This window comes from Lysobacter sp. TAB13, from assembly GCF_052113885.1.
GTDB classification, from domain to species: Bacteria; Pseudomonadota; Gammaproteobacteria; order Xanthomonadales; family Xanthomonadaceae; genus Lysobacter; species Lysobacter gummosus.
This window is the reverse complement of record NZ_JBFRDR010000016.1, coordinates 42,576-66,721: the sequence shown is the minus strand read 5'-3', so window position 1 is coordinate 66,721 and position 24,146 is coordinate 42,576. Positions and strand designations below refer to the sequence as shown.

Genomic DNA, 24,146 nt, shown 5'->3' with positions numbered 1-24,146 from the left:
TCGCTCAATGCGTTCGCTCAAATCCTTGCCGCCCCTCGCCCGCACCTGTCTGGCCGTGCTCGCCGCCCTGGCCGCCGTGTGCTGGCTCGCGCCGCTGCTCGGCCGCTACGGCCCGGTCCTGCCGGACTGGGAGTCGCTGTCCGCGGCCCCCGGCAGCGCCGGCCACTGGTTCGGCACCGACGCCATCGGCCGCGACGTGTTCGCCCGCACCCTGGCCGGCGGCCGCCTGTCGCTGGGCATCGGCCTGCTGGCCAGCGTGGTCGCCCTGGTCATCGGCCTGAGCTACGGCGCCGTCGCCGGACTGGCCGGCGGCCGCGTCGAACGCCTGATGCTGCGCGTGCTCGACGTGTTCTCGGCGCTGCCGTTCCTGCTGGTGGTGATCCTGCTGCTGACCTTGTTCGAACGCTCGCTGTGGCTGCTGCTGGCGGCGATCGGCGGCTATGTCTGGATCGATCTGGCCCGGGTCATGCGCGCGGAGGCCGCGCGCCTGCGCGAGGCGCCGTTCGTGCTCGCCGCGCAGGCCGCGGGCGCGAGTTTCGGCCAGCGCCTGCGCTGGCATGTGCTGCCGAACCTGATGCCGCTGGCGTTCGTGTACCTGGGTTTGATCCTGCCGCAGGCGATCCTAGTTGAGAGCTTCCTCGGCTTCCTCGGCCTGTCCATCGACGAGCCATCCTCCAGTTGGGGCGGGTTGCTGGCCGAGGGCGTGCAGGAACTCGACAGCGCGCCGTGGACCCTGTTGTTTCCGGCCGGTTTCTTGGTCGCGACCCTGGCCGCGTTCCAGTTCCTCGGCGACGGTCTGCGCGATTGGCTCGACGTGCGCGGCGACAACCGCCAGGACGCCGCGCCTGCAGAAGCCTCCGCCGCATGAGCGCGTGGCTGACCCTGGACGCGCTGCACGTCGAAGCGCGCACCCGCGCCGGAGCGATGCAGCGCCTGCTCGGCCCGATCGATCTGCAACTGCATGCCGGCCAATGCCTGGGCGTGGTCGGCGAAAGCGGCAGCGGCAAGAGCCTGACCGCGTTGTCGCTGCTGGGCTTGCTGCCGGTGCCGCTGCAGGCGCGTGGACGCCTGAGCGTGGACGGCGCCGCCGTCGAACTGACCGGCGCCGCACACGCGCGGTTGCGCGGACGCGCGCTGGCCTGGGTGCCGCAAGACCCGCTGGCGTCCTTGCATCCGCTGCGCCGGATCGGCGCGCAGTTGCTGGAAACCTTGCGCACGGTGCGCGGGCTCAGCGCCGGCGACGCCGACAGGCAGGCGCGGGCCTTGCTGGAACGGGTGCAATTGCCCGATCCGGACGCGTCGCTGCGGCGCTATCCGCATCAGTTCTCCGGCGGCCAACGCCAGCGCATCGCCATCGCTCTGGCGCTGGCGACGCAGCCGCGCGCGCTGATCGCCGATGAGCCGACCTCGGCGCTGGATGCGCGCATCGCCCGCGACATTCTCGATCTGCTCGACCGTCTGCGCCGCGAAGACGGGCTCAGCCTGTTGCTGATCAGCCACGATCTGCCGCTGGTCGGCGCGTATGCGCAGCAGTTGCTGGTACTCAAACACGGCGATGTGATCGAACGCGGCGCCACGGCGCAAGTGTTCGCCGCGCCGGCGCAGGCGTATACGCGCGAGTTGCTGGCGGCCGACCGGATCGCGCCGCTGCGCGAAGACGATGCCGCGCCGCGTCCGGCCGACACGCCCGCGCTGCTGGTCGGCGAAGGCTTGCGCATGCGTTATCCGCGCGCGCTTACGTCCGCGCTCGACGGCGTGGACATCGAACTGCATCGCGGCGAAGGCCTGGCCCTGGTCGGCGAAAGCGGCAGCGGCAAGAGCACGCTCGGCCGCGTCTTGCTGCGTTTGTTGCGCGGCGCGCAGGGGCGGGTATATCTGGATGGCGTCGATCTGGCCAGCCTGGACGCCGCCGCGCTGCGCACGCTGCGGGCGCGCACCGGCGTGGTGTTCCAGGACCCGTATGCCTCGCTCGATCCGCGCCTGCGCGTGGCCGAGATCGTCGCCGAGCCGTTGCGCATCCACGGCGAGCGCGACCCGGCGGTGCGGCGCGTGCGCGCCGGCGAGCTGCTGCAGGCGGTCGGATTGGAGCAGGCGATGCTCGATCGCTACCCGCACCAGTTCTCCGGCGGCCAGCGCCAACGCATCGCGATCGCTCGCGCGTTGGCGACGCAGCCGCAGTTGCTGGTGTGCGACGAAGCGGTGTCGGCGCTGGACGCGCATCATCGCGCCGCGATTCTGGCCTTGCTGGTGCGCCTGAAACGCGAACGCGGCCTGGCGCTGCTGTTCGTGACTCACGATCTCGCCGCCGCAGCGGCGGTGGCCGAACGCATCGCGGTGTTGGAAGCCGGCCGCATCGTCGAGACCGGGGCGACCGCGCAGGTGTTGCGCGCGCCGCAACATGCGCACACGCGCGCGCTGCTGGCGGCGCGGCCTTCGGCTTGAGTCGTCGCCGCTGCGCAGCGGCAGCGGCATAAAGGGCGCGAGCCGGGGTGCGGCTCGCGCGTTGCGTTACCGGACGCGGCTTGGCGCGATCAGATGAACCCGCCGCCGATGCTCAGGCGGACGATGCCGACCACGATCACGATGCCGTTGAGGATCAGGCCGGCCTTGGCGCGGCCGCTGTGTTCCGAACGCGTGAACAACAGGCCGATCGCGGCGATGATCGCGCCGACCGCGGCGAACGGGATCAGGAACCAGTTGCCCCAGCCCAACAAGGGAATCAGGGCCAGGATCATCCACACCAGCGCGAACATGCCCCAGAGCAGGCTGATCAATCCCATCGTTTCGTACTCCGCTGCAAGGCCGGGTTGGCCACGCTGCGAAATTAGTGGTTTGGGCGCGAAATTCAAGTGCCGATCGTTGCCGCGCCGCGATGGGGTTATTCCGCCGTTGTGCATGCGGCGATGGCGATGAAACGAAATATCGTTGCCGCGCGCGTCCGCCGCAAACGATGACGGCGCCTTGCGGCGCCGTCATCGCTGTCGCGATCGCTTAGCGGGCGATGCCGTTTACGGGCGCACCGTCGCCGCGCACTGGCGCACCTTGCCCAGCTGCGTGGTGGTGATCGCGCCCTTCTGCTGCAGTTCGGTGGCGTGATCGGAGATGCAACGCAGATACAAGGCACGGCTGCCGTTGGAGTGCGCCGCGCACAGGTTGCTCTCGGCGGTGATGTTCGCGCCCACGATCAGGCCGCCGGTGTCCACCGCCTTGACCGTGGTATTGCAGGTGCCGAGCACGGCGTTGCCCGGATTGAGCGTCCAGCCGATGTCGGTGAACAAGGCCGGGGTCAGATCGACGTTGAGCTGCGACTGGATCTCCGGCGTATCGAACGGTTCCATCAGCGCATTGGGCTGCAGGTCGGTGTCGAAGTGCGAGAAGGTCGAGCCGCCGGCCACCACGGTCGGCGAATACAGACGCGTGCGGCCGTTGCGATCGGCGCCTTGCAGGAAGCTCGGATCGACCAGCACGCTCGCCGTCGCCGGCAAATTGGCCTTGACCAGGCCGCCTTCGGCTTGCGAGATCATCACCGTGGGAATGGTGATGTCGGTGATCGGCGGCACCGCGTTGCCCATGCCCTGCACGCCGCCGGTGTTGTTGACGATCACCACGCCGGCCGCGCCGTTGAGCTGCGCATTCTTGGCCTTGACCGCGAAGCCGCAGGTGCCGCGATCGATCACTGCGATCTTGCCGGCCACCGCCGCCGCGTTGACGAACGGTGTCTCGCAACCGTCGCTGGTCGAAGCGGCGGCGACGCCGTCGTTGACCAGCACCAACTGGTTGGACGGGAAGCTGGTCGCGGTCGGCGCCGGGCCGAAGTCGGCGAAGCCGATCTCGTAGCTGCCCGCGGCCGCCGCCGGCGCGCTGACGTTCAACACGGTGCGATTGTCGAGGATCAGCGCCGCCTGCGCGTTGACCTGGGCGCCGTCCCACACGGTGCGACCGGGCGTCTTCATCGCCGTCGCGCGCAGTGCGTTGGTCATCGCCGGATCGTCGAAGCGCTTGTTGCTGACGTTGTCGTAAGCGTTGGCGGTATAGACGTCGGTCAGGCCCGTGCCCAGGCCGAGCACGCCGGTGGTCTTATTGAGGAAGCCCGACGCGCCCAGGCCGTGGCCGATTTCGTGCATGACCACGTTGAGGAAGTTGATCGTGCTGTCCGGCGTCTTGCCGTCCAGGCCCAGATACCAGCCGCGGCCGGCGAGACAGTCGGGCTTGCCGAGGTCGCCGTTGAACGCGGAGGAAATGTCGGCCGGATCGCTCTCGTCGATCACCAGGTCTTCGCCGGCGATCGCGTCGCCCAGCGCGGAGTGGTACAGCGTGTTGGGACGCGAGCCGGGGAAATCGTTGACGATCCAGTTCGGCCCGGCCTGGCCGAGCGTGGCGCTGGTGGCGGTGCAGTTCAGCCGCGCGAACGAGGCATAGATCTTGATCTCGACGGTGCTTTGCACCACCGCGCCCCACGCATCCATCGCGTATTGATAGGCGATGCGGCGTTGTTCGCCGACGGTGGTGCCGGGATTGCCGCCGACCGGCGCGGCCGGGGTGGGATCGTTGAGGCCGACCTGGGTGCCGTTGTCGAGATTGATCAAGGTCAGGCGCGCGGCCTGGGCGGACGGCGCGCACGACAGCGCGGCGGCGAGCGCGAGCGCGCTTGCGAGCAGGGACTTATTCACTCGGCAGCTCCTCGTGCTGGGCGTTCGCGGCGCTGGAATCGCCGGGTTCGCTGTGCTGGATCACGAGCTTGCCGGAAGCGTCGCGGGTGGCGGTGAGCGTACTCATCATGCTCAGCGGCGCCTTGCGTGCGACCGCGCCGTTGGGCAGGCGCCGCTCGGTGGCGCGCGCGGCCGCGTCGTCGGCCGGAGCCACGCCGCGCATCGCACTGGTTTTCGCCATGGACTTCTGCCGGCTGGCGCCGGCCTGTTCCAGCGCGCTGCTTTCTTCCGCGGTGAGCGGACGCAACTTGCCGGTGACCTGGTCGATGCCGACCTTGGAACCGGCCATGGACGTATCGGTTGCGTCGTTTTGCGCGGCGTTCGCCACGCTCAAGCTGAGCAAAAACAAACCGGGCACGAACAGCCCGGCTTTCATGCGAGTACTCATGATCAATCCCCCTAAGAATTGGCAATGGTGACTCGTTCGGACAGTACTTCGATGCGAACGATGAACGGCCACGAGTGAGGCGAACGACAGGCCGCGGCCGAGTTTGATCACGAAATGCGGCCGAACACAAGGACGCAAAAATGATGCATAACCGGACAGCTTGATATTGCTGCGTTGCAGCGCGATGAATGCGGGCTTGCACGTCCTGTCCATGTTGGTGAATTAATTCGTATGGCCTCCCCTATATAAAAGTGCACCAAAGCGCTTTATGGTTGTGCGAGCCGGTGCCGGGGAGGGCGCGGGTCAAATCCAGGCACGCGCTTTGACGGTTCCGAACCGGTTCTTGTCAGCCATTAGGGGGAAAACGAATGAATCGCAGCACCCTACTGGCGCTGGCTATCGCCAGCGTCATCGGTATCAACGTGGTCGCATCGACGCAGGCGTTCGCAGGCAACAACTGCGACCTCAACGATGGCGACACCAGCAACGAGAACAGCGGCGGCAGCACCGCCAGCGGCGCCAACGCGATCAGCTGCGGCAACGGCAACAGCGCCGACGGCGCGGAAAGCACCGCGATCGGACAAGCCAACAGCGCGGCCGGCGCGAGCGCCAGCGCCTTGGGCTTCGTCAACAGCGCGACCGGCGACGACAGCAGCGCGGTCGGCAACTTCAATCAGGCGCTCGGCGTGGGCAGCAATGCCTTCGGACGGATCAATACCGTCACCGGCGACGGCGCGAACGGTTTCGGCAGTTTGAATACAGTCGGCGGCGTGGGGGCGGCGGCGTTCGGCGGCAATAACAACGTTGCCGGTGATGGTGCCGTGGCGGTCGGCAACAATAATGAAGCCGCCGGCTTGGGCAGCCATGCTTCGGGTATCGACAATATCGCCAGCGGCGCGGCAGCGTTGGCAGTCGGAAACGGCAACCAGGCAAGTGGCGACGACAGCACCGCGATCGGTCGCATCAACGAAGCCGGCGCGACCGGCGCCAGCGCGATAGGGTTCATTAACGACGCCACGGGCGAGAACGCCAGCGCGGTCGGCGCCTTCAACTCGGTTTCGGGGACCGGCGCCAATGCCTTCGGTCGCGGTAATGGAGTCGTCGGCGTCAACGCCAATGCGTTCGGCGGCGACAATTCGGCCGACGGCGCCAATGCGACGGCGATCGGCGTGGGCAACCTCGCCAGCGGCGACAACAGTCTCGCGGCCGGTTACAACAGCCAGGCGACGGCCGCCGACGCGGTCGCGCTGGGATCGGGTTCGATCGCCGATCGCGCCAACACCGTGTCCATCGGCGCGGCCGGCGCGGAGCGCAATCTGGTCAACGTCGCCGATGCGGTGCAAACCACCGATGCGGTGAATCTGCGCCAGATGCAAAGCGCGATCATCACGGCCGGCGACGGTTACGTGTTGCGCGGCGCTCAGAGCGGTACCGACAGTGTCGCCGCCGGTCTGGGCAGCGAATCTTCCGGAACGGGCAGCAGCGCATTGGGCAGCGGCAGCGTGGCCAGCGGCGAAAGCAGTACCTCGCTGGGCGCCGCCAACAAGGCCGTTTCCATCGGCGCCAGCGCCGTCGGTTTCGTCAACGACGCCAACGGCGACAGCAGCAGCGCCATGGGTTACTTCAACTCAGCCGGAGGCGCGGGAGCGAATGCATTCGGCCGTACCAACACCGTCACCGGCAACAACGGTAATGCGTTCGGTGGCGACAATACGGTGATCGGCGACAACGCTACCGCGGTCGGCAACGACAACAAGGCGTCGGGTCTCAACAGCAGCGCGCTCGGCAGCGGCGGCGACGCCAGCGGCGCGGGAGCGGTCGCGGCCGGTGTCGACAACACCGCCAGCGCCACCGACGCCAACGCTATCGGCGTGGGCAACGAGGCCCAGGCCAATAGCTCCAGCGCGTTGGGATACGCCAACCTCGCCAGCGGCGAAAACAGCAGCGCCCTTGGTCATCTCAACGTGGCAGGGGGCGTCGGCTCCAGTGCGCTCGGTCGCGGCAACAGCGTCGCGGGTGTCAACGGCAATGCGGTGGGCGGCGACAACAACGTCGACGGCGACAACGCCAGTGCGGTCGGTACCGGCAATCTGGCCAATGCGGGCAACAGCAACGCATTCGGCAGCTTCAACGAAGTGACCGGCGATGCGGGCAATGCATTCGGCGCCAACAATTCGGTGAGCGCCGCGGGCGGCAACGCGTTCGGCAGCGACAATACCGTCAGCGGCATCAACGCAAGCGCGTTCGGCAGCGGCAATGTCGCCGACGGCGCGAACAGTTTCGCTGCCGGCTACAACAGCCAGGCCATCGCGGACGATTCGGTTGCGCTGGGCGCCAACGCGGTGGCCGATCGCGCCGGTACGGTTTCGGTCGGCGCATCCGGCGCGGAGCGGCAGATCGTCAACGTCGCTGACGGCACCGACGATACCGATGCGGTGAATCTGCGTCAGCTCGACTCGGCGATCAGCGCGGCGGGCGACGGCTACGTGATTCGGGGCACTCAGACCGGCGTGGACAGCGTTGCCGCCGGGGCGGGCAGCATCGCCAGCGGCGACAGCAGCAGCGCACTAGGCTCCGGCAGCGAAGCCAGCGGGCTCAATTCCATCGCCGTGGGTTTGGGCAGCCTGGCGACCGGCAGCGACAGCTTGGCTATCGGTTCGCTCAGCGAAGCCGCGGGCGATGGAGCGAGCGCGGTGGGTCATGCCAGCAATGCGTTGGGCGAGGACTCCAGTGCTTACGGTAATTTCAACAGCGCCAGCAGCGTCGGTGCGAGTGCGTTCGGCCGTGGCAACACGGTCGACGGCCTCGGCGGCAACGCTTTCGGCGCCGCCAACTCGGTGGATGGCGAGAACGCCAGCGCGTTCGGTACCGGCAACGTAGCCAGCGGCGCCAACAGCCTCGCCGCGGGTTTCGGCAGCCAGGCGCTGGCCGCCGACTCGGTGGCGCTGGGTTCCGGTGCCGTCGCCGACCGCGCCGGCACTATCTCGGTCGGCGCCGCGGGCGCGGAACGTCAGATCGTCAACGTGGGCGATGCGACGCAAGGCACCGATGCGGTGAATCTGCGCCAGTTGCAGGGCGCGATCGGCTCGGCGGGCGATGGTTACGTGATTCGCGGCGTCCAGACGGGCACCGACAGCGTCGCCGCGGGCGCCGGCAGCACGTCCAGTGGTGCCAGCAGCAGCGCGTTGGGCAATGGCAGCAAGGCCACTGGCGATGAAAGCACCGCGCTGGGTACGGTCAATACCGCCTCGGGCTTGGCCTCCAGCGCGGTCGGCTACGTGAATACGGCCGAGGGTGAGAACAGCAGCGCGTTCGGCAACTTCAATCAGGCCAACGGTGATGGTTCGAATGCGTTCGGTCGCGAAAACCTCGTCACCGGCGCCGACGGCAATGCGTTCGGCGGCCTGAACATCGTCAGCGGCGACAGCGCGAACGCATTCGGCAACGGCAACGAGGTCAGTGGCGCCAATGCTGCCGCGCTCGGCAACGGCAATGTTGCCAGCGGCGCGAACAGCTTGGTCGCGGGCTTCAATAGCCAGGCGACGGCGAACGATGCAGTGGCGCTGGGCGCCAATTCGATCGCCGATCGCGCCAATACGATCTCGGTCGGCGCGGCCGGCGCCGAACGTCAGATTGTCAACGTCGCCGACGGCACGCAGGGAACCGATGCGGTCAACGTGCGTCAGTTGCAAAGCGCGATCGGCGCCGCCGGCGACGGCTACGTGATCCGCGGCACCCAGACGGGCGCCAACAGCGTCGCCGCCGGAACCGGCAGCGTCGCCAGCGGCGACAACAGCGCCGCGCTCGGCAGCTTCAGCGAAGCTTCGGGTCTTAATGCGGTGGCGATAGGCAGCAGCGAAGCCAGCGCGACCGACAGCACGGCCGTGGGCGCGCTCAACGAAGCCAGCGCGGAAGGCGCGAGCGCAGTGGGTTATGTCAACAACGCTGCCAACGAAGATGCCAGCGCCTTCGGCAATTTCAATATGGCCAGCGGCGCGAGGTCGAATGCGTTCGGCCACGCCAACACCGTAACCGCCGACGACGCCAACGCCTTCGGTGGTGGAAACACCGTCGATGCAGTCAACGCGACCGCCATCGGCAACGGCAATATTGCCAACGGCGCCAACAGTTTGGTCGTCGGCAACAACGCACAAACCACCGCCGCCGATTCGGTCGCGCTGGGCAACAACTCGATCGCCGATCGCGCCAACACGGTCTCGTTCGGCGCCGCCGGTGCCGAACGGCAGCTGGTCAACGTCGCCGCGGCCACGCAGGACACCGACGCGGTGAATCTGTCGCAGCTCAATACGGTGATGGGCGTGTTCGGCGGCGGCGCCAGCTTCAGCGGCGGTGTGTTCGTCGCGCCGACGTACACGATCCAGGGCAGCGCGTTCAACGATGTGGGTTCGGCGTTCGGCGCGGTCGATGGCCGGCTGACCGATCTGTACGGTCGCATCGCGGCGATTCCGGCCGGTCCGCAAGGGCCCCAGGGTCCGCAAGGCCCGCAGGGACCGGGTGGTCCGCAGGGTCCGCAAGGGCCGCAGGGCCCGCAGGGGCCGGGCGGTTCGCCGTTGTCGGCCAACTACGACGATGCTTCGCGCAGTCAGCTGACGCTGGAAGGCGCCGACGGCACGCGCGTGTCCAACGTCGCCGACGGCACCGCGGCCACCGACGCGGTCAATCTGCGCCAGATGCAGGCCGGCGACACGGCCTCGGTGCAGACCGCCAACGGCTACACCAACAATCAGATCCAGCAATCCAACGCCCGCGCCGATGCCGGCGATGCGCGCACGCTGCAATCGGCCAATACCTACACCGATCAGCGCATCAACGGCCTGAACCTGGACTTCGGCAACTTCCGCGCCGAGGTCAACGACCGCTTCGAGGATCTGGATCGCCGTATCCGCCGCAACGGCGCGATGTCGGCGGCGATGTCGCAGATGTCGGCCAACAGCGCCTACGCCAAGCCCGGTCGCGGCCGCTTGTCGGTCGGGGCCGGGTTCCAGGACGGCGAAAGCGGCGTGGCGATCGGTTACGGCCGGCGCATCAACGAAAACGTGTCGATCAGTCTGGGCGCGGCGTTCTCCGGTTCGGAAACCTCCGGCGGCATCGGCTTCGGCGTGGATTTGTAGGCAGCCGGGATTCGGGATTTGGGATTCGGGATTGGTTTTGAGGGCATCCTCGCGATCCTGACCCAGCGCCAGAAACCCGGAATAAAAAAAGGGAGGCCTCGGCCTCCCTTTTTTTGTATCGGGATTCAAGCGCTTCCCGATTCCCGCCCTACCCATGCACCCCGTCGATCTCGACCCGCAGCTCATACCGGCAGATCGCCGCGTGCAGCAGGATGCGCGGCACGCGATCGCCGTAGCGGCGGTCGAGTTCGGCGGCGACGGTGGCGATGTCTTCCACGTCGCGCACGTAGACCTTCAGGCACGAGCCCGGGCCGAACGCGGCCGGCAATCCCGGCCGGTGCTGACGCGCCACGCCGATCAGGCTGTCGAAGTTGGCCAGGGTTTCTTCCAACTGCGCCGACACCGATTCGGCGTGCCTGGATTCGTGCCCGACCACCGCCGCGGTGCCCGACAGCAGCAGCGGCATCGCCGCCGGCTGCGGCGGCAGCATGGCGCGGGCGAAGCTCGGCGACTGCGGGCCGTATTGGCGCGGATAGCGGTAGGCGCTGACCTGGCGCGGATTCTCCAGCGGCGTGCCCGGCGTGCGCGAGGCCAGCCAATACACCTGCAGGCGCCGGGCGCCGTCGACGCGGCCGATCGCGGTCGCGGCCGGCAGGCGCGCGATCGGAAATTCGCCCAGGCCGGCGGCGCGGCCGACGCAGAACACGCGATAGCGTTCTTCATCGCCGTGGCCGAGGGTGATGCCGTCGAGGTAATTCCAGATGCGCAGCAACTGCGGATAACCGCGCTGGGCGGTGAACGCGATCATCTTGCGGTACAGATACTCGGCCGCGCGCGCGATCTCGCCGTTGGTGGGTTCGTCCGGCAACGGATCGGGTTCGTCGAATTCGATCACGCCGAACTGCAGCGCGCCGTCCTCGGACCAGGCCAGATCGCCGTCGCGGCCGCTCGATACCGGGCCGCTGGCGCGCCAGCGTTCCAGGCGGCGGTCGCCGAACGGTTCCAGGGCCACGCGCAGATAGCGCGGGTCGTCGTGGTGCGGCGCGTTTTCGCCGAAGCCGAACACCGCCAGGGTGTCGTCCTGCGCGAGCAGTCGCTCGGGCGTGGCGTCGAGGTAATCCACCTGCAAGTGCGGGCCGGCCATCATCGCGGGCGCGGCGCTCACGGGTTGCCCTGCTGCAGCGTGTCGCCGCGGAAATCCACGCCGACCTGGCGCTTGCGCCGCAGCCAGCCGCGCAAGGCCTGCGGCGCCATGCGCAGCGCGGTCATCGCGTAGATGAAACGGAAGAAGCGCAGGCGGCGCAATACCGCCTTGTTGTCGAACACGTCGCCGGCCAGCATCGAGATCACCGCCTGTTCGACCTGCCAGTAATTGCGCGGCGCGTTGAACAACTCGCGCATCACCGGCGTGGTGAAGCGGTAGATGAACCACTGGAAATGCTTGAGCCCACGCTTAAGCCGGACCACCATCGCGCGCTGCAGTTCGGCTTCGCGCGCCGGTTCGCGCAAGGCGCCGTCCACGACCGAAGCGGCCTGCTCGCCGCTGTTCATGCCCAAGTAGACCCCGGAAGAAAAAACAGGATCGACGAAGGCATACGCATCGCCGACCATCACCCAGCCCGGCCCGGTCATGCGCGAGCAGGTGTAGGAATAGTTGCCGGTGACGTGCACGTCGCCGCAGCGCTGCGCGCCCTGCATGCGACGCCACACCGAGGGCTCGGACTCCAGCGTCTTCATCAGGAAGCTTTCGCTCTCGCCGCGGCGCTGTTTGAGGTATTCCGGGAAACACACCGCGCCCACGCTCATCACATCGCGCTGCAGCGGGATCAGCCACATCCAGCCGTGGGCGAAACGCTGCACGGTGATGTTGCCGGCGTCCTCGCCGTCGCGGCGCTGCACGCCGGTGAAATGGCTGAAGATCGCCGCCGACTGGTGCAGCGTGTTCTTCTGCTTGAGCTTGAGCTGGCTGCCGAGCAAGGTGTCGCGGCCGCTGCCGTCCACCAGGTAGCGCATGCGCACGCGCAGCTCGCCGCCGTCGTGGGCGCGCGCGATCGCCGCGACCGGGCGGCCGTGCTCGTTGAGCTCGATCTTCTCGACCTTGATCTGTTCGCGCGCGTCCACGCCGTTGGCCTGGCTGTGGCGGAACAGCAGTTGGTCGAACTCTTCGCGCTTGACCTGGAAGGCGTAGCCGAATTGCGGATTGATCGCGCGTTCGAATCGGAAGGTGTTGTAGCGCTCGGCGTCGATCGGGAACTCGGCGCCGGGCTTGTGCGTGCCGATGGCGCGCACCTGTTCGAGCACACCCAGGCGTTCAAGGATGGCCAGATTCATCGGCAGCAGCGATTCGCCGATGTGGAAGCGCGGATGGCTGCCTTTCTCCAGCAGCAGCACCTTCCAGCCCTTGCGCGCGAGCAAGGTCGCCGTGGTGGTGCCGGCCGGGCCGCCGCCGACGACCAGGACGTCTACGTCCAAATGCGTGACGGTGTCTGAGGAATCGGACGAAGGGTCGGCGGCCGAAGCGGCCGTCCCGGGCGCGGAAGCGGGTAAGTTCATGCGCAAATGATAGCCTGCGGCCCCGCCGGGCAGTGCGCCCGCCGCGCGGCTTCGTGCGCCGGTGCGGGTTGCGCGAAAAATCCACAAGCAATTGAAATTCTTGACTATTGCCCGTCCGGGGCGGTTCCGCGCGGGGTCGCCCGGGCTGTGACCGGTTGCACGCTGCGCGCCGATGAAGGATCGTTGCGCCCCTCGCTTACGCCGTTACCGGATCACACGATGTCTGAACAAAGCCCCGCCGAACGCGAACTGGCGCAGCTGCTGGTCGAGAGCCTGAACCTGGAAGACGTGGCGCCGGAGCAGATCGATCCGCAGGCGGCGCTGTTCAACGACGGCCTAGGCCTGGACTCGATCGACGCGCTGGAACTGGCGCTGGCGATCACCAAGCGCTACGGCTTCCAGCTGCGTTCGGACAGCGACGAAAACCGCCGCATCTTCGCCTCGCTGCGGGCGCTGTCGAGTCACATCGAACAGCACCGCGCCGGCTGAGTCCGCGGCCGGCGCGCGGCGCCCGCCGATCGGGCCGGCGCCGCCGCACCGCCCGCGCCATCGCCACCGCCACGCCGGACCGTCCCTCTTGTGAACGATATTTCGTCCCGCGCCAGCGGACCGGCGCGCCTGCTGCTCGCGATCGGCTATCCGTTGCTGGCGCACTGGGCCAGCCACGACGGCGGCGGCGTGCCGGCGGCGCTGGCGCTGGCCGATCTGGTGTTGTTCGTGACCATCGACGGCGTGCTGTCGCTGCGTCCGGCGCCGTGGGCGGCGACCCTGGCGCTGTTCGGCGCGCTCGCCGCGGTCACCCGCACCCCGTACGCGCAGATGCTGCTGCTGACGCCGCCGGTGCTGTTCAACGGCTGGCTGGCGTGGTGGTTCGGGCGCAGCCTGCGCGCCCCGCGCGAAGCGCTGATCACCCGCATCGTGGCCGCGCTGCACGGCTGCCAGCCGCGCGGGCTGGCGCCGGAGCTGTACCGCTACACGCGCCGCCTCACCGGCTTGTGGGCCGCGGTGCTGATCGCGCTGGCGCTGATCAACGGCGCGCTGGCGACCATCGCGGTGCCCGACGGCGTGCTGTTCCGGCTGGGCTACACGCCGGCCATCGCGATCAGCCGCGAGCAATGGTCGTGGTTCGCGAACATCATCAACTACGGCGTCGTCGGCGGCATGTTCGCGGTCGAGTATCTGGTGCGGCAGCATCTGTTCAAGCAGCGGCCGGAGAAGAATTTCTTCGATTTCCTGCGCAAGATGGCCCAGCTGGGGCCGCGGTTCTGGAAAGAGCTGTTTTCCTGAACCAGTGAGCCCGATCGCGCCGCCGCCGCGCCCAGGCGGATCGGCGGCAGGCGCGCGGGGGCGCCGGACGGCCCAATCGATGTGAAAACTGCAGTTTTGGTCACGTTTTGCAGCGGCCTGCTTTATCCTTCGATTTCACCCGCCGCGCAGCACAATTACCGCACCATGCAGTTCGCTATTTCCGCCGACCATCCCTGCCTGCCGGGTCATTTCCCCGGCCGTCCGCTGGTGCCCGGCGTGGTGCTGTTGGAGCGCGTGATCGAAGCGGTGCAAGCCGCGCACGGCCCGCTGGGCGCGCTGCGCCTGCCGCAGGTGAAGTTTCTGCAACCGCTGTTGCCCGAACAAGTCGCCGAAGTCGAACTGGAAACTCTCGGCGCGACGCGCTGGCGGTTTCGCGTGCGGCATTCGGGCGAGGTTTTGGCCAGCGGCGAAATCGTCGCCGAATCGTTTTCCGCTTCTTCGCCTGCCACGGACGCGCACGCATGACCACTTCGCATTGGAAGCAACGCCCGGAAGGCGGCAGCCGTTTCGCCTTCCACCTGATCCGCTTCATCGCCAGCAAGGGCGGCCGCGCGGTCGCGCGGCTGACGCTGTTTCCGATCGTCGCCTACTTCGTGATCGTGCGCGGGCCCGAGCGCCGCGCTTCGCGCGCTTACCTGGCGCGCGTGCTCGATCGCGTCCCGGGCCTGTTCGATGTCGCGCGGCATATCCACACCTTCGCCGCGACCATTCTCGACCGCGTCTACATGCTGCGCAGCGGCATGGACCGGTTCGAAGTGAAGATCAGCGGGCTGGAGCCGATCGACCGGCAGATCGGCCGCGGCCAGGGCATGTTGCTGTTCGGCTCGCACCTGGGCAGCTTCGAAGCCTTGCGCGTGCTGGCGCGGCAGCGGCCCGACGTGAAGGTGCGGGTGGTGCTCGACCGCGGGCACAACCCGCATCTGACCCAACTGCTCGACGCGCTGGATCCGGAAATCGCCCGCAACGTCATCGATGCCGGCCAGGACGGCCCGTCGATCGTGTTCGCGATCAAGCAGGCCACCGACGAAGGCGCGATCGTGGCGCTGCTGGTCGATCGCGCCGCGCCCGGCGAGCCGTCGACGATGGCGTCCTTCCTCGGCGCCAGCGCGCCGTTCCCGACCGCGCCGTGGCTGATCGCGGCGGCGTTGAAATTACCGGTGGTGCTGGCCTTCGGCCTGTATCGTGGCGGTCCGCGCTACGACCTGGTGTTCGAATCGTTCAGCGACGGTGTGGCGATCGAGCGGCATAACCGCCCGGCGATGTTGTCCGCACTGGTCCAGCGCTATGCCGAGCGCCTGCAGCATCACGCTCGCAGCGCGCCCTACAACTGGTTCAACTTCTACGATTTCTGGCATGCCGATGACGCTCAACAAGCCTTGCCTGATGCTGGCGCTGATGTTCGCCGCCGGGTCGCCGCGCGCCGCTCCGGTTACTGAAATCCTCGCCGCGCAAGCGCCGGCGGCGATCGCTCCGGCGGCGCAGGCGGCCGACGCGGCCTGGATCCTGCCGCGGCTGGCCCAGCCGATCCCGGCCCGCACCGACTTCGTCGAAGTGCGCGGCTCGGCCTTGCTGAAGGCGCCGCTGCGCGTGGCCGGCGAATACCGCCGCCCTGATGCGACCACGCTGGTGCGCGAGGTGCGCGAGCCCTACGCGGAGACCACCACCATCCGCACCGGCGACAAGCCCGGCCAGGGCGAGGTCAGCATCGCCCGCGCCGGCAAGCCGGCGAAGAAGTTCTCGCTGTCGCGCGCGCCGGAACTGGTCGCGTTGCAGGCCAGCTTCGGCGCCTTGCTCGGCGGCGACCTCGCCGCGCTGGAACAGCACTACCGCCTCGGCACCGAAGGCACGCGCCGGCAGTGGACGATCACGATGACGCCGAAGGACGCGAAAGTGGCCGCGCGCATTCGCGAGATCGTGCTGCTGGGCCGCGACGACGAACTGCGCTGCATCGAAACCCGGCCGGCGCGCGGCAACGAACAACAGCGCACCTTGCTCGCCAGCGCCGCGCGCGCGGCGGCGGGCGTGAGCGAGGCCAGCCAGCTCGCCGCGCTGTGCCGCGGCCACGGCGCCACGCGTTGATGACGCCGGCGCGCCGGATCGGCTTGGCCCTGCTGTGGCTGGCCGTGCTCGCCCTCGCCGGTTGGGCGATCGGCGCGAATCTGAAACTCAGCGGCGATCTGCGCCGCTTCATGCCCAGCGCGCAGACGCCGGCGCAGAAGCTGCTGATCGACGAACTCGGCGAAGGCCCGGGTTCGCGCCTGCTGTTGCTGGCGATCGGCGGCGACGATCCGGCCGTGCTGGCGGCGCAATCGCAGGGCCTGCGCGAACGTCTGGCCAAACAGGCGCACATCAAGCTGGTCGCCAACGGCGCCGGCCTCGGCCTGGAGGCGGTGCCGGAGCGTTTGCGGCCGTATCGCTATCTGCTCTCGCCGACCTTGGACGAACAAGCGCTCGACAGCGCCTACCTGCGCGATCAACTCGACACCCGCGTGCAAGACCTGGGCTCGCCCGCCGGCGAGTTGATCGAGCCGCTGCTGCCCAGCGATCCGACCATGGAGATGCTGCGCCTGGCCGAGTCCTGGCAACCGGCGCAGGCGCCGCAGACGCTCGACGGCGTGTGGTTCGATCGCGCCGGCAAAGAGGCCCTGCTCGCGGTGGAAACGCGCGCGGCCGGTTTCGATCCCACCGGCCAGCAGGGCGCGATCGACGCGATCCGCGCGGCCTACGCGCAAGTGCGCGGCGCCAGCAAGGCCGAGCTGACCGTCAGCGGCCCGGGCGCGTTTTCGGTCGAAATCGGCGGCCGTACTCAACGCGAGGCCAGCCTGATCGGCAGCATCGACAGCCTGGTGTTCATCGCCTTGCTGTGGCTCGCGTATCGCAGTTGGAAAGCGCCGCTGATCGGCGGCCTGCCGCTGGCGACCGCGGGCCTGGCCGGATTGGGCGCGGTGGCCGGCGTGTTCGAAGGCGTGCACGGCATCACCGTGGCCTTCGGTTTCACTTTGATCGGCGTGGTCCAGGACTATCCGATCCATTTGTTCAGTCATCAGCGGCCGGGCCTATCGCCATGGGCCAGCGCGCGCAGTCTGTGGCCCACGCTGGGCACCGGCGTGGCCTCGACCTGTATTGCCTATCTGACCTTCTTCGTCTCCGGCGTCGACGGCCTGCAGCAACTGGCGGTGTTCACCATCGTCGGCCTCGCCACCGCCGCGCTGACCACGCGGTTCCTGTTGCCGGCCTTGATCGATCCGGCGCCGCGCGATGTCGCGACCTCGCAGCGCCTGGCGCGCGTGTGGACGGCGCTGGCGCGCTGGCCGCGATTGGGCGTGGCCAGCGTGTCGTTGATCGCGGCGCTGGCGCTGGCGGTGATTTTGTTCATGCCCGGCGCGTTCTGGCAGAACGATCTGGCCAAGCTCACTCCGGTGCCGGAAGCGGCGATGGCGCGCGACATGCATTTGCGTGGCGAACTCGGTGCGCCGGACGTGCGTTACGTCATCGCCATCGAAGGCCGCGATACCGAGGCGGCATTGCAGGCCTCCGAAGCGCTGCTGCCGGAGTTGCCGCTGCTGCGGCAACGCGGCGCGATCGCCGGTTATGACCTGGCCGCGCGTTACCTGCCCAGCGCCAAGACCCAGCGCGAACGCCAGCAGCGCCTGCCCGATCCGGCGACGCTGCGCGCCGCGCTCGACAGCGCGGTCGCGGCGACGCCATTCCGCGGCGATGCGTTCGCGGATTTTCTCGCCGACGTCGAACGCGCGCGCCATGCGCCGCCGCTGGGCGTGCGCGATCTGGCCGGCACGCCGCTGGCGGTCAGCGTCGAAGGCCTGCTGCTGCAGCGCGGCGATCACACCACCGCACTGGTGTCGCTGACCGGTCTGCACGATCCGGGCGCGGTCGCCGAGGTGGTGCGCAAACACGGCGCGCAGTTGCTCGATCTCAAGCAGGCCTCCGAGTCGCTGGTGGCCGAATACCGCGGCCGCGTGCTGATGGCGCTGGCCCTGGCCGGCGTGTTGCTGGCCGCGGCGGTGTGGATCGCGCTGCGCTCGCCGCGCCGGGTGTTGCGCGTGCTGGCGCCGATGGCGCTGACCACGCTGCTGATCCTGGCGGTGCTGCGCGGCCTGGGCGTGGAACTGAATCTGTTCCATCTGGTGTCGCTGATCCTGGCCGCCGGCCTGGGCCTGGACTACGCCTTGTTCTTCGATCACGCCGGCGACGACCGCGCCGAACAACTGCGCACCTTGCACGCAGTGATCGTCTGCAGCCTGACCACGCTGATGGTGTTCGCGCTGCTGGCGCTGTCGTCGATCCCGGTATTGCGTGCGATCGGCGCCACCGTCGCCCTCGGTGTGCTCTTCAACTTCGTGCTGGCGCTGCTGATCGTGCGCGAGCCGACGGCGATGATCGAGGCGGAGGCCGGCGATGCGCACGCGTGAAACGATCGCCGCGCTGATTCCGCACCAGGGCCTGATGTGCCTGTGGGAAGAGGTCGTGGAGTGGGATGAGGAGCGCATCGTCGTGCGCAGCCGCGGCCATCGCGATCCGGCGCATCCGCTGCGCAGCGGCGGCCAGTTGCACGCAGTGCATCTGTGCGAGTACGGCGCGCAGACCATGGCGGTGCATGGCGGCTTGCTCGCGTCCAAGCACGGCGCGGTGGCCAAGCCCGGCGTGCTGGTGGCGCTGCGCGGTGTGCAACTGCACCTCGCGCGCATCGACGATTTGCCCGGGCCGCTGGAAAGCGTCGCGCGCAAGCTCATCGACACGGGCGAAAGCTGGCAGTACGAATTCGAAATCCGCCATTCCGGCGAGTTGATTGCGCAGGGGCGGGCGGCGGTGATGGCGCGGCCGGACTAGTCCGTTCCGGATGGGGCGGCTTGACTGCCGAGCTCGGCTTCCATTTCGTTCATGGCGGCGAGCAGTGCAGGCGCGAGCGCCGCTTGATGCGCGTCCAACGAGCCGGCGATTCCATCGGCCTGTAAGGCGATCTCTTTTGCCTGAGCCAGGCCCAGCCCGAAGTGTTGGCGTATGACGCGGATGCCTTCGGTCATATTGTCTCCGCGCTCGCGAGCGAGCCGGTAGAGCGCATGTGCGTCGCTGTCGTAGACCATGACCGACTCTGCCCGGCACGGGGCGCCCTTTGGGATGCCGGCATCTTTTCACATCGGTGCGCTTGCAGCGTTAAAGTGTGGGACCAGCCGAAGTTCGCGGCTTGCGGGGAGCGAAGCGATGCCCATGCAATTCCACTTCCAGGATTACGGCTCGCACCGCGAGGACGGCCGCATCGGCAATCGCTTCAGCCTGCGCATCGTCGTCGGCGAGCGGCGCGGCGCGCAGCTGGCCTGGTTCGAACGCTGCGACCGGCCCTACGACGCGGAGATGCCGCAGGACACCTGGGTGGACATGCATCAGGTGCTCGGCGCGCGCTCGCCGCTGTTCGGGCAATGGCTGGAGACGAGCGTGGACAGCGGCCGGGTCGAGATCGATTTCGATCATTGGGCGGCCATGCGCGCCGAAGCGTATGCCCAGCGCACCCTGGAATGGTGCGTGGTGGTGGTGGACGGCGAAGACGACGACGAGGACGACGGCCAGCGCGACTGGGCGATGTGGCGCGGCGTGCAGCGTCTGGCCTGCGACGGCGAAGGCCGGGCGATCGAAGAATCGCTGCACCAGCTCGCGGCCTTGCACGGCCGCAGCGACCGGCCGCCGATGCCGGACGATTTTCCCCACTACTGAACGCCGCGCGGCCGCACGGCGCGGCCGCGCCGGCGGACGCTGCGGCCCAGGCCCCGAACGAGGCGCAGACCTCACGGGGTGGGCGGGTCCCCGCTCCGCGCGCGATGCGATGCGGCGGCGGAGCGGGGACGCGCGCAGGCGCGACCGCCATGCCGTCGCGAATCCGCCATGGGCTCTTACAATCGGGCTTTGTCCGAGGAATCGCCCGCATGTCCCAGCCCTCCACCCCGTCGCGCCGCGCGCTGGTCACCGGCGGCAGCGGCGATCTGGGCAGCGCGATCTGCCTGCGCCTGGCCGCGCAAGGCTGGCAGGTGATCGTGCACGCCAACGGCCGGCTCGATCGCGCCGAAGCGGTGGCGGCGCAGATCCGCGAATCCGGCGGCGCGGCCGAGGCGGTCGCCTTCGATGTCGCCGACGGCGATGCCGCCGATGCCGCATTGCAGGCGCTGCTGCAGGCCGGCCCGATCCAGGGCGTGATCAACAACGCCGGCATCCACGACGACGCGCCGATGGCCGGCATGAGCCGGGCGCAGTGGACGCGGGTGATCGACGTGTCTTTGCACGGCTTCTTCCATGTCACCCAGCCGCTGTTGTTGCCGATGGCGCGCACGCGCTGGGGCCGGATCGTCAACGTCTCGTCGGTGGCGGCGGTGCTCGGCAATCGCGGCCAGACCAATTACGCCGCCGCCAAGGCCGCGCTGCACGGCGCCTCAAAGTCGCTGGCGCGCGAGATGGCCAGCCGCGGCATCACCGTCAACGTGGTGGCGCCGGGTGTGATCGAAGGCGGCATGGCCGCCGAAGCGTTTCCGCCCGAAGCGATCAAGCAAATGGTGCCGGCCGGCCGCGCCGGTCGCGCCGCGGAAGTGGCGGCGTTGGTGGGGTTTCTGTGCTCCGAGGATGCGGCCTACATCAACGGGCAGGTGATCGGGATCAACGGCGGCATGGGTTGAGCAGCGCCGACGCGCCGTGGCCTTATCGCCCGTCCGCGATTGTGGACGGGCGATAAGCGCGTCGTCAGCCGATCAGAAACCGTTCTGCCAGCTGGAGCTCAGATTGCTCATGTACAGGGTGTAATCGCGGTTGGCCGAGGTGGACGCCGCGATGAAGTACGAGGTCGTCGTGGGCACGCCGTTGGGGAAATGCGAGGCCGCCTGATAGGTCTGCGTGGCCACGGCCGCACCGAGGCTGCCGTTGGCGTTGATCGGCGAGATGGTGTAACGGATCTCGCCGCCGTCGGAAACCAAAATCACCACGCGATACGGCTGGTTGTTCTGCATCGGCGCGGTGCCGGCGGGGCAGGTCTGCACGTTGTGTCCGTTGTACTCGCTGACGCCGCCCGGCGTGCGCCAGAACACTTCGATCTGGGGACGGCCGTCGCCGCACTGGGTGGCACCGACGATGACGCTCAGGCCTTCGAACCAGGATCTTTCGATGTTGCTTTCGTTCAAGCTCATGCCGCCGTGCAGGCCGATCACGACATGCTCGTTGGCGCCGCCGAAGAAATCCATCGAGTAAAGATCCAACTGCAGCTTCTGCACGTTGGTGCCGGCCGGCTTGAAGACATTGGTGCTGCGATAGCCGTAGAAATTGTCGCGCCAGTTCGCTTCTTTGTTGGGCGCGTTGGCGTTGCCGCAGAAGATCGGCGTGCTGGCGGCATTGCAGCGGCGGGTCACGACCGCGCCGCCGGGCAGGTTCGGATAGCCGGCCAGAATGGCGCCGCCGGGCAGGAAGCGACCGGCCGAGCCCGGCACGTAGCCCAACTCATGGTCGTAACCCCAGCCCTGCTGGATCAGCGACAGACGCTCGGCGTCGGTTCTCACGAAGCGATGGACCAGATCGCCGTTGCCGTAGTTGTAATTCATCCGATAGACCGGCTGCGACCCCGGCATCGGCTGGGTGTAGACATAGCCTTCGATGCCTTGGAACACATAGCCGTTGGACAGGACGTAGGAGATCTCGGCCGGATAGTTGTCGGTCAGATAGATGTGATCGTTCTGCGGCGGTCCCTTCCAGTAACGCCGCACCGTGGTGGAACCGGTCTGCGGAAAACGCTCGATATGGGTGAGCACGCCGGCGCTGGAATAGCCGGGAGTGCCGGCGGCCTCCGATGCGCTGGTCGTGTAGAGATAGTCCGTGAGGCTGCCGCTGTAGGCCTCGTACAGGCCGAAGTGTTGCGGCGGCGGATTGTAGACGGTGGCCATCGCCGGTGCGCTGAGCAACAACGCGAGAGATAGAACATTCCTGATACGCATGATTCACTCCATTGAGAGATTTCGAATAAGCGGCCGCCGTCCGCGATCGAGACGAGCGCCACCGCGCGAAAGGCGCATGGCCATTCGTGTTTTCGACAGAAGGGTGTCTGCAGAGCTTCCTGATCGCGAGCGGATTAAATCATTCGCGAAGAAGTTTTTTGTGACTGCGTTTCAGCAAATGGAAGCTGAGAAAAAATGCTGAAAATAAGTGGTTTTTCGTGAGCCTTAGGCGTTGCTTTCTACGAGTTGTGGTCCGGTGCCGAAGGCGTGTCCGCGATGTGCGATCGGTTCGGCAATGCACGGTTTGTGTACTCTTTTCGCTGTGGATCGGTGTCGCAGGTTTCGCTTGCGCGGGAGCTGCGCAAGCGATCGATTCCCGATTCCCGATTCCCGAGCCGCGGCCGCCCGGCGCTGACAAGTCCGGCCGGGACGGCCCCATCGATCCGGACCGGCGACGGGATGGCCGGCCGGCGTCGAAGCGCCGGCCCCGGTCGCCGCCCCCGCCTGTGCAGCGCGCCGACGAACGAATACCCTATGCACCGCGCGCCGAATGGATCGGCGGCTTTTAGGGGAAAAACCATGATGTCCAAGCTGCTGCGCTACGCGCTGCTGTTGTTGTTGCTGTGCTCGCCGGTCGCGTTCGCCAAGTCGGCGCAGATGGCGCCGGCCGCCGATCAGAATCCCAAGCCCGAAGCGGGCAAGGCGCTGGTGGTGTTCCTGCGCTCCTCCTTCGTCGGCGGCGGTATCTCGTCTTCGGTCTATGAAGCGCCCGACAGCGAGACCCGTTTCCTGGGCATCGTCCAGAACAAGGACAAGCTGGCGGTGCAGTTCGAGCCGGGCGAACACCGTTTCATGGTGATCGCCGAGAACGCGGACTTCCTCGACGCCAAGCTGGACGCCGGCAAGACCTATTACGTGCTGATCAGCCCGCGCATGGGCGTGTGGAAGGCGCGCTTCTCGTTGTTCCCGATCCACAACCGCGCCGACGCCGAGTACAGCGTGCAGAGCGCCGATTTCACCAAGTGGATGGCGTCGGGCGAGTACGTGTCGATGAATCCCGAATCGCAGGCGTGGTACGAGAAGAACAAGGCCAGCGTCGCCGACAAGAAGGCCGACTATCTGGTGAAGTGGAACAAGATGCTGCCGAAGGACCGCGCGGAGCTGGTGCTGCACGCCGAAGACGGCGTCGTCGCACCGTAAGTCGCCGATCCGGCCCGGTCCGGCCCGCGCGTTGCGCGGCCGGGCCGGGTTTTTTCGTTTTCGGGCCGTGGCGATCCGGGGCCGGATCGCGGGTGCAGGGGCTGGCCGGGCCCGTTCATCCGCCGGCCGCCGCCGCTCATGCCGCCGCCGCCGGTGGCCGCCGGCGTTTCACCCTGCGCTTGGCTGGGCCGGCGTAGCATGAGGGCATGTCCGTTTCAGGGATCGCCTCCATGCGCAGACTCGTGTTGTTGGCCGCAATGACCTCGATGCTGGCCGCCTGCGCCAGTTCGCACGTAATCACCGGCCAGCCGCGGCCGCCGGTGCCGGTATCGCAGGTGCGGGTGTATTTCGCGCCGCCGCCGAGCCGTTATGAGGAAATCGCCCAGTTGCAGAGCAACAGCGGCGCGTTCACTTACGGCGAGCAGAACAAGACCAATTCGGTGCTCAACAAATTGCGCGAGGAAGCGGCCAAGCTCGGCGCCAACGGCGTGCTGTTCCAGGGCACCGAGGATGGTTACGGCGGCACCGGCGTCAGTGTCGGCGCGGGTGGCGGCAGCTATGGCGGCGGGCGTCATTTCAGCGGCGGCGGCGTCGGCATCAGCATCAGTCCGCGGCAGAAATTCGCGCGCGGCGTGGCGATCTATGTGCTCAATCCGCCGCCGATGAGCGATCCGGGCCCGCAGGGTCCGCCGAATCCGAATTTGCCGCCGCGGGAATGATCGAGCTGTTGCCCCCTTTAGAAAAGGGGGCGGTGTCTGCGCAGCAGACGCGGGGGATTTGAGCTTTTGCTTTGAGTTTTTGCAGTCAAAAGCAAATCCCCCCTGGCCCCCCTTTTTCAAAGGGGGGAACTGATCCTGGTGATTTTCAAAGGGCCGCT

Annotated in this window: 21 protein-coding genes; 14 read left to right on the top strand and 7 right to left on the bottom strand. The window is 67.9% G+C overall.

Features of this window, described 5'->3' with window-relative positions:
- The first annotated feature begins 7 nt into the window (after positions 1-7).
- Both AB4Y92_RS18130 and AB4Y92_RS18125 read left to right on the top strand, forming a co-directional pair.
- Positions 8-868 carry an ABC transporter permease gene (locus tag AB4Y92_RS18130; RefSeq protein ID WP_441820928.1) on the top strand — a complete coding sequence of 287 codons (861 nt, stop codon included), beginning with the start codon at positions 8-10 and terminating at the stop codon, positions 866-868.
- Positions 865-2,442 carry a dipeptide ABC transporter ATP-binding protein gene (locus AB4Y92_RS18125; RefSeq protein WP_441820927.1) on the top strand — a complete coding sequence of 526 codons (1,578 nt, stop codon included), beginning with the start codon at positions 865-867 and terminating at the stop codon, positions 2,440-2,442. The genes AB4Y92_RS18130 and AB4Y92_RS18125 overlap by 4 nt, the downstream gene beginning before the upstream one ends.
- Positions 2,443-2,531: 89 nt before the next feature.
- Here the strand turns inward: AB4Y92_RS18125 and AB4Y92_RS18120 are convergent, their stop codons facing one another.
- The 3 genes from AB4Y92_RS18120 to AB4Y92_RS18110 form a co-directional block, all read right to left on the bottom strand.
- Positions 2,532-2,780: a hypothetical protein gene (locus AB4Y92_RS18120; protein ID WP_057944916.1), complete on the bottom strand. Its 249-nt coding sequence runs from the start codon at positions 2,778-2,780 to the stop codon at positions 2,532-2,534.
- Between the two features lie 228 nt (positions 2,781-3,008).
- On the bottom strand, positions 3,009-4,670 hold the full coding sequence (locus AB4Y92_RS18115) for a PA domain-containing protein (RefSeq protein ID WP_441820926.1): 1,662 nt from the start codon (positions 4,668-4,670) through the stop codon (positions 3,009-3,011).
- Positions 4,663-5,097, bottom strand: a complete 435-nt coding sequence (locus AB4Y92_RS18110) for a post-PEP-CTERM-1 domain-containing protein (RefSeq protein WP_441820925.1) — start codon at positions 5,095-5,097, stop codon at positions 4,663-4,665. The genes AB4Y92_RS18115 and AB4Y92_RS18110 overlap by 8 nt, the downstream gene beginning before the upstream one ends.
- A gap of 368 nt (positions 5,098-5,465) precedes the next feature.
- Between AB4Y92_RS18110 and AB4Y92_RS18105 the strand changes: the two genes are divergently transcribed.
- Complete coding sequence (locus AB4Y92_RS18105; protein ID WP_441820924.1) at positions 5,466-10,229, top strand: hypothetical protein; 4,764 nt, start codon at positions 5,466-5,468, stop codon at positions 10,227-10,229.
- 148 nt (positions 10,230-10,377) lie between these two features.
- Here the strand turns inward: AB4Y92_RS18105 and AB4Y92_RS18100 are convergent, their stop codons facing one another.
- Together AB4Y92_RS18100 and AB4Y92_RS18095 are read right to left on the bottom strand one after the other, a co-directional pair.
- Entirely contained in the window at positions 10,378-11,376 is a 999-nt protein-coding gene (locus tag AB4Y92_RS18100) for a chorismate transformation enzyme, FkbO/Hyg5 family (protein WP_441820971.1), read from the bottom strand.
- Positions 11,377-11,390: 14 nt separating this feature from the next.
- Complete coding sequence (locus AB4Y92_RS18095) at positions 11,391-12,701, bottom strand: NAD(P)/FAD-dependent oxidoreductase (protein WP_441820923.1); 1,311 nt, start codon at positions 12,699-12,701, stop codon at positions 11,391-11,393.
- Between the two features lie 300 nt (positions 12,702-13,001).
- Here AB4Y92_RS18095 and AB4Y92_RS18090 point away from each other — a divergent pair, with 300 nt between their 5' ends.
- The 7 genes from AB4Y92_RS18090 (at position 13,002) to AB4Y92_RS18060 (ending at position 18,938) form a co-directional block, all read left to right on the top strand.
- Entirely contained in the window at positions 13,002-13,271 is a 270-nt protein-coding gene (locus AB4Y92_RS18090) for a phosphopantetheine-binding protein (RefSeq protein ID WP_057944911.1), read from the top strand.
- A gap of 90 nt (positions 13,272-13,361) precedes the next feature.
- Complete coding sequence (locus AB4Y92_RS18085; RefSeq protein ID WP_441820922.1) at positions 13,362-14,069, top strand: ketosynthase; 708 nt, start codon at positions 13,362-13,364, stop codon at positions 14,067-14,069.
- A gap of 165 nt (positions 14,070-14,234) precedes the next feature.
- Positions 14,235-14,555, top strand: coding sequence for a hypothetical protein (locus AB4Y92_RS18080; protein WP_441820921.1), 321 nt, complete (start codon positions 14,235-14,237; stop codon positions 14,553-14,555).
- Positions 14,552-15,526, top strand: a complete 975-nt coding sequence (locus AB4Y92_RS18075; RefSeq protein ID WP_441820920.1) for an LpxL/LpxP family acyltransferase — start codon at positions 14,552-14,554, stop codon at positions 15,524-15,526. The genes AB4Y92_RS18080 and AB4Y92_RS18075 overlap by 4 nt, the downstream gene beginning before the upstream one ends.
- Positions 15,444-16,169 (top strand): LolA-related protein, encoded by a 726-nt coding sequence (locus tag AB4Y92_RS18070; RefSeq protein WP_441820919.1) that lies wholly within the window; start codon positions 15,444-15,446, stop codon positions 16,167-16,169. Before AB4Y92_RS18075 ends, AB4Y92_RS18070 begins: the two co-directional genes overlap by 83 nt.
- Positions 16,169-18,520 (top strand): MMPL family transporter, encoded by a 2,352-nt coding sequence (locus tag AB4Y92_RS18065; protein WP_441820918.1) that lies wholly within the window; start codon positions 16,169-16,171, stop codon positions 18,518-18,520. The genes AB4Y92_RS18070 and AB4Y92_RS18065 overlap by 1 nt, the downstream gene beginning before the upstream one ends.
- Complete coding sequence (locus AB4Y92_RS18060; protein WP_441820917.1) at positions 18,507-18,938, top strand: phosphotransferase; 432 nt, start codon at positions 18,507-18,509, stop codon at positions 18,936-18,938. The genes AB4Y92_RS18065 and AB4Y92_RS18060 overlap by 14 nt, the downstream gene beginning before the upstream one ends.
- Here AB4Y92_RS18060 and AB4Y92_RS18055 read toward each other — a convergent pair.
- Positions 18,935-19,192: a hypothetical protein gene (locus AB4Y92_RS18055; RefSeq protein ID WP_441820916.1), complete on the bottom strand. Its 258-nt coding sequence runs from the start codon at positions 19,190-19,192 to the stop codon at positions 18,935-18,937. The genes AB4Y92_RS18060 and AB4Y92_RS18055 overlap by 4 nt on opposite strands.
- A 118-nt stretch (positions 19,193-19,310) precedes the next feature.
- Here AB4Y92_RS18055 and AB4Y92_RS18050 point away from each other — a divergent pair, with 118 nt between their 5' ends.
- Entirely contained in the window at positions 19,311-19,817 is a 507-nt protein-coding gene (locus tag AB4Y92_RS18050; RefSeq protein ID WP_441820915.1) for a hypothetical protein, read from the top strand.
- A gap of 209 nt (positions 19,818-20,026) precedes the next feature.
- Positions 20,027-20,767, top strand: coding sequence for a 3-oxoacyl-ACP reductase FabG (gene fabG / locus AB4Y92_RS18045; protein WP_441820914.1), 741 nt, complete (start codon positions 20,027-20,029; stop codon positions 20,765-20,767).
- A 72-nt stretch (positions 20,768-20,839) separates the two neighbouring features.
- On the opposite strand, the gene AB4Y92_RS18040 is transcribed toward fabG, so the two are convergent.
- Positions 20,840-22,069 carry a hypothetical protein gene (locus AB4Y92_RS18040; RefSeq protein WP_441820913.1) on the bottom strand — a complete coding sequence of 410 codons (1,230 nt, stop codon included), beginning with the start codon at positions 22,067-22,069 and terminating at the stop codon, positions 20,840-20,842.
- A gap of 579 nt (positions 22,070-22,648) precedes the next feature.
- On the opposite strand from AB4Y92_RS18040, the gene AB4Y92_RS18035 reads away from it, so the two are divergent.
- Entirely contained in the window at positions 22,649-23,269 is a 621-nt protein-coding gene (locus AB4Y92_RS18035) for a hypothetical protein (protein WP_441820912.1), read from the top strand.
- A gap of 230 nt (positions 23,270-23,499) precedes the next feature.
- Complete coding sequence (locus AB4Y92_RS18030; protein ID WP_441820911.1) at positions 23,500-23,988, top strand: hypothetical protein; 489 nt, start codon at positions 23,500-23,502, stop codon at positions 23,986-23,988.
- The last annotated feature ends 158 nt before the right edge of the window (positions 23,989-24,146 follow it).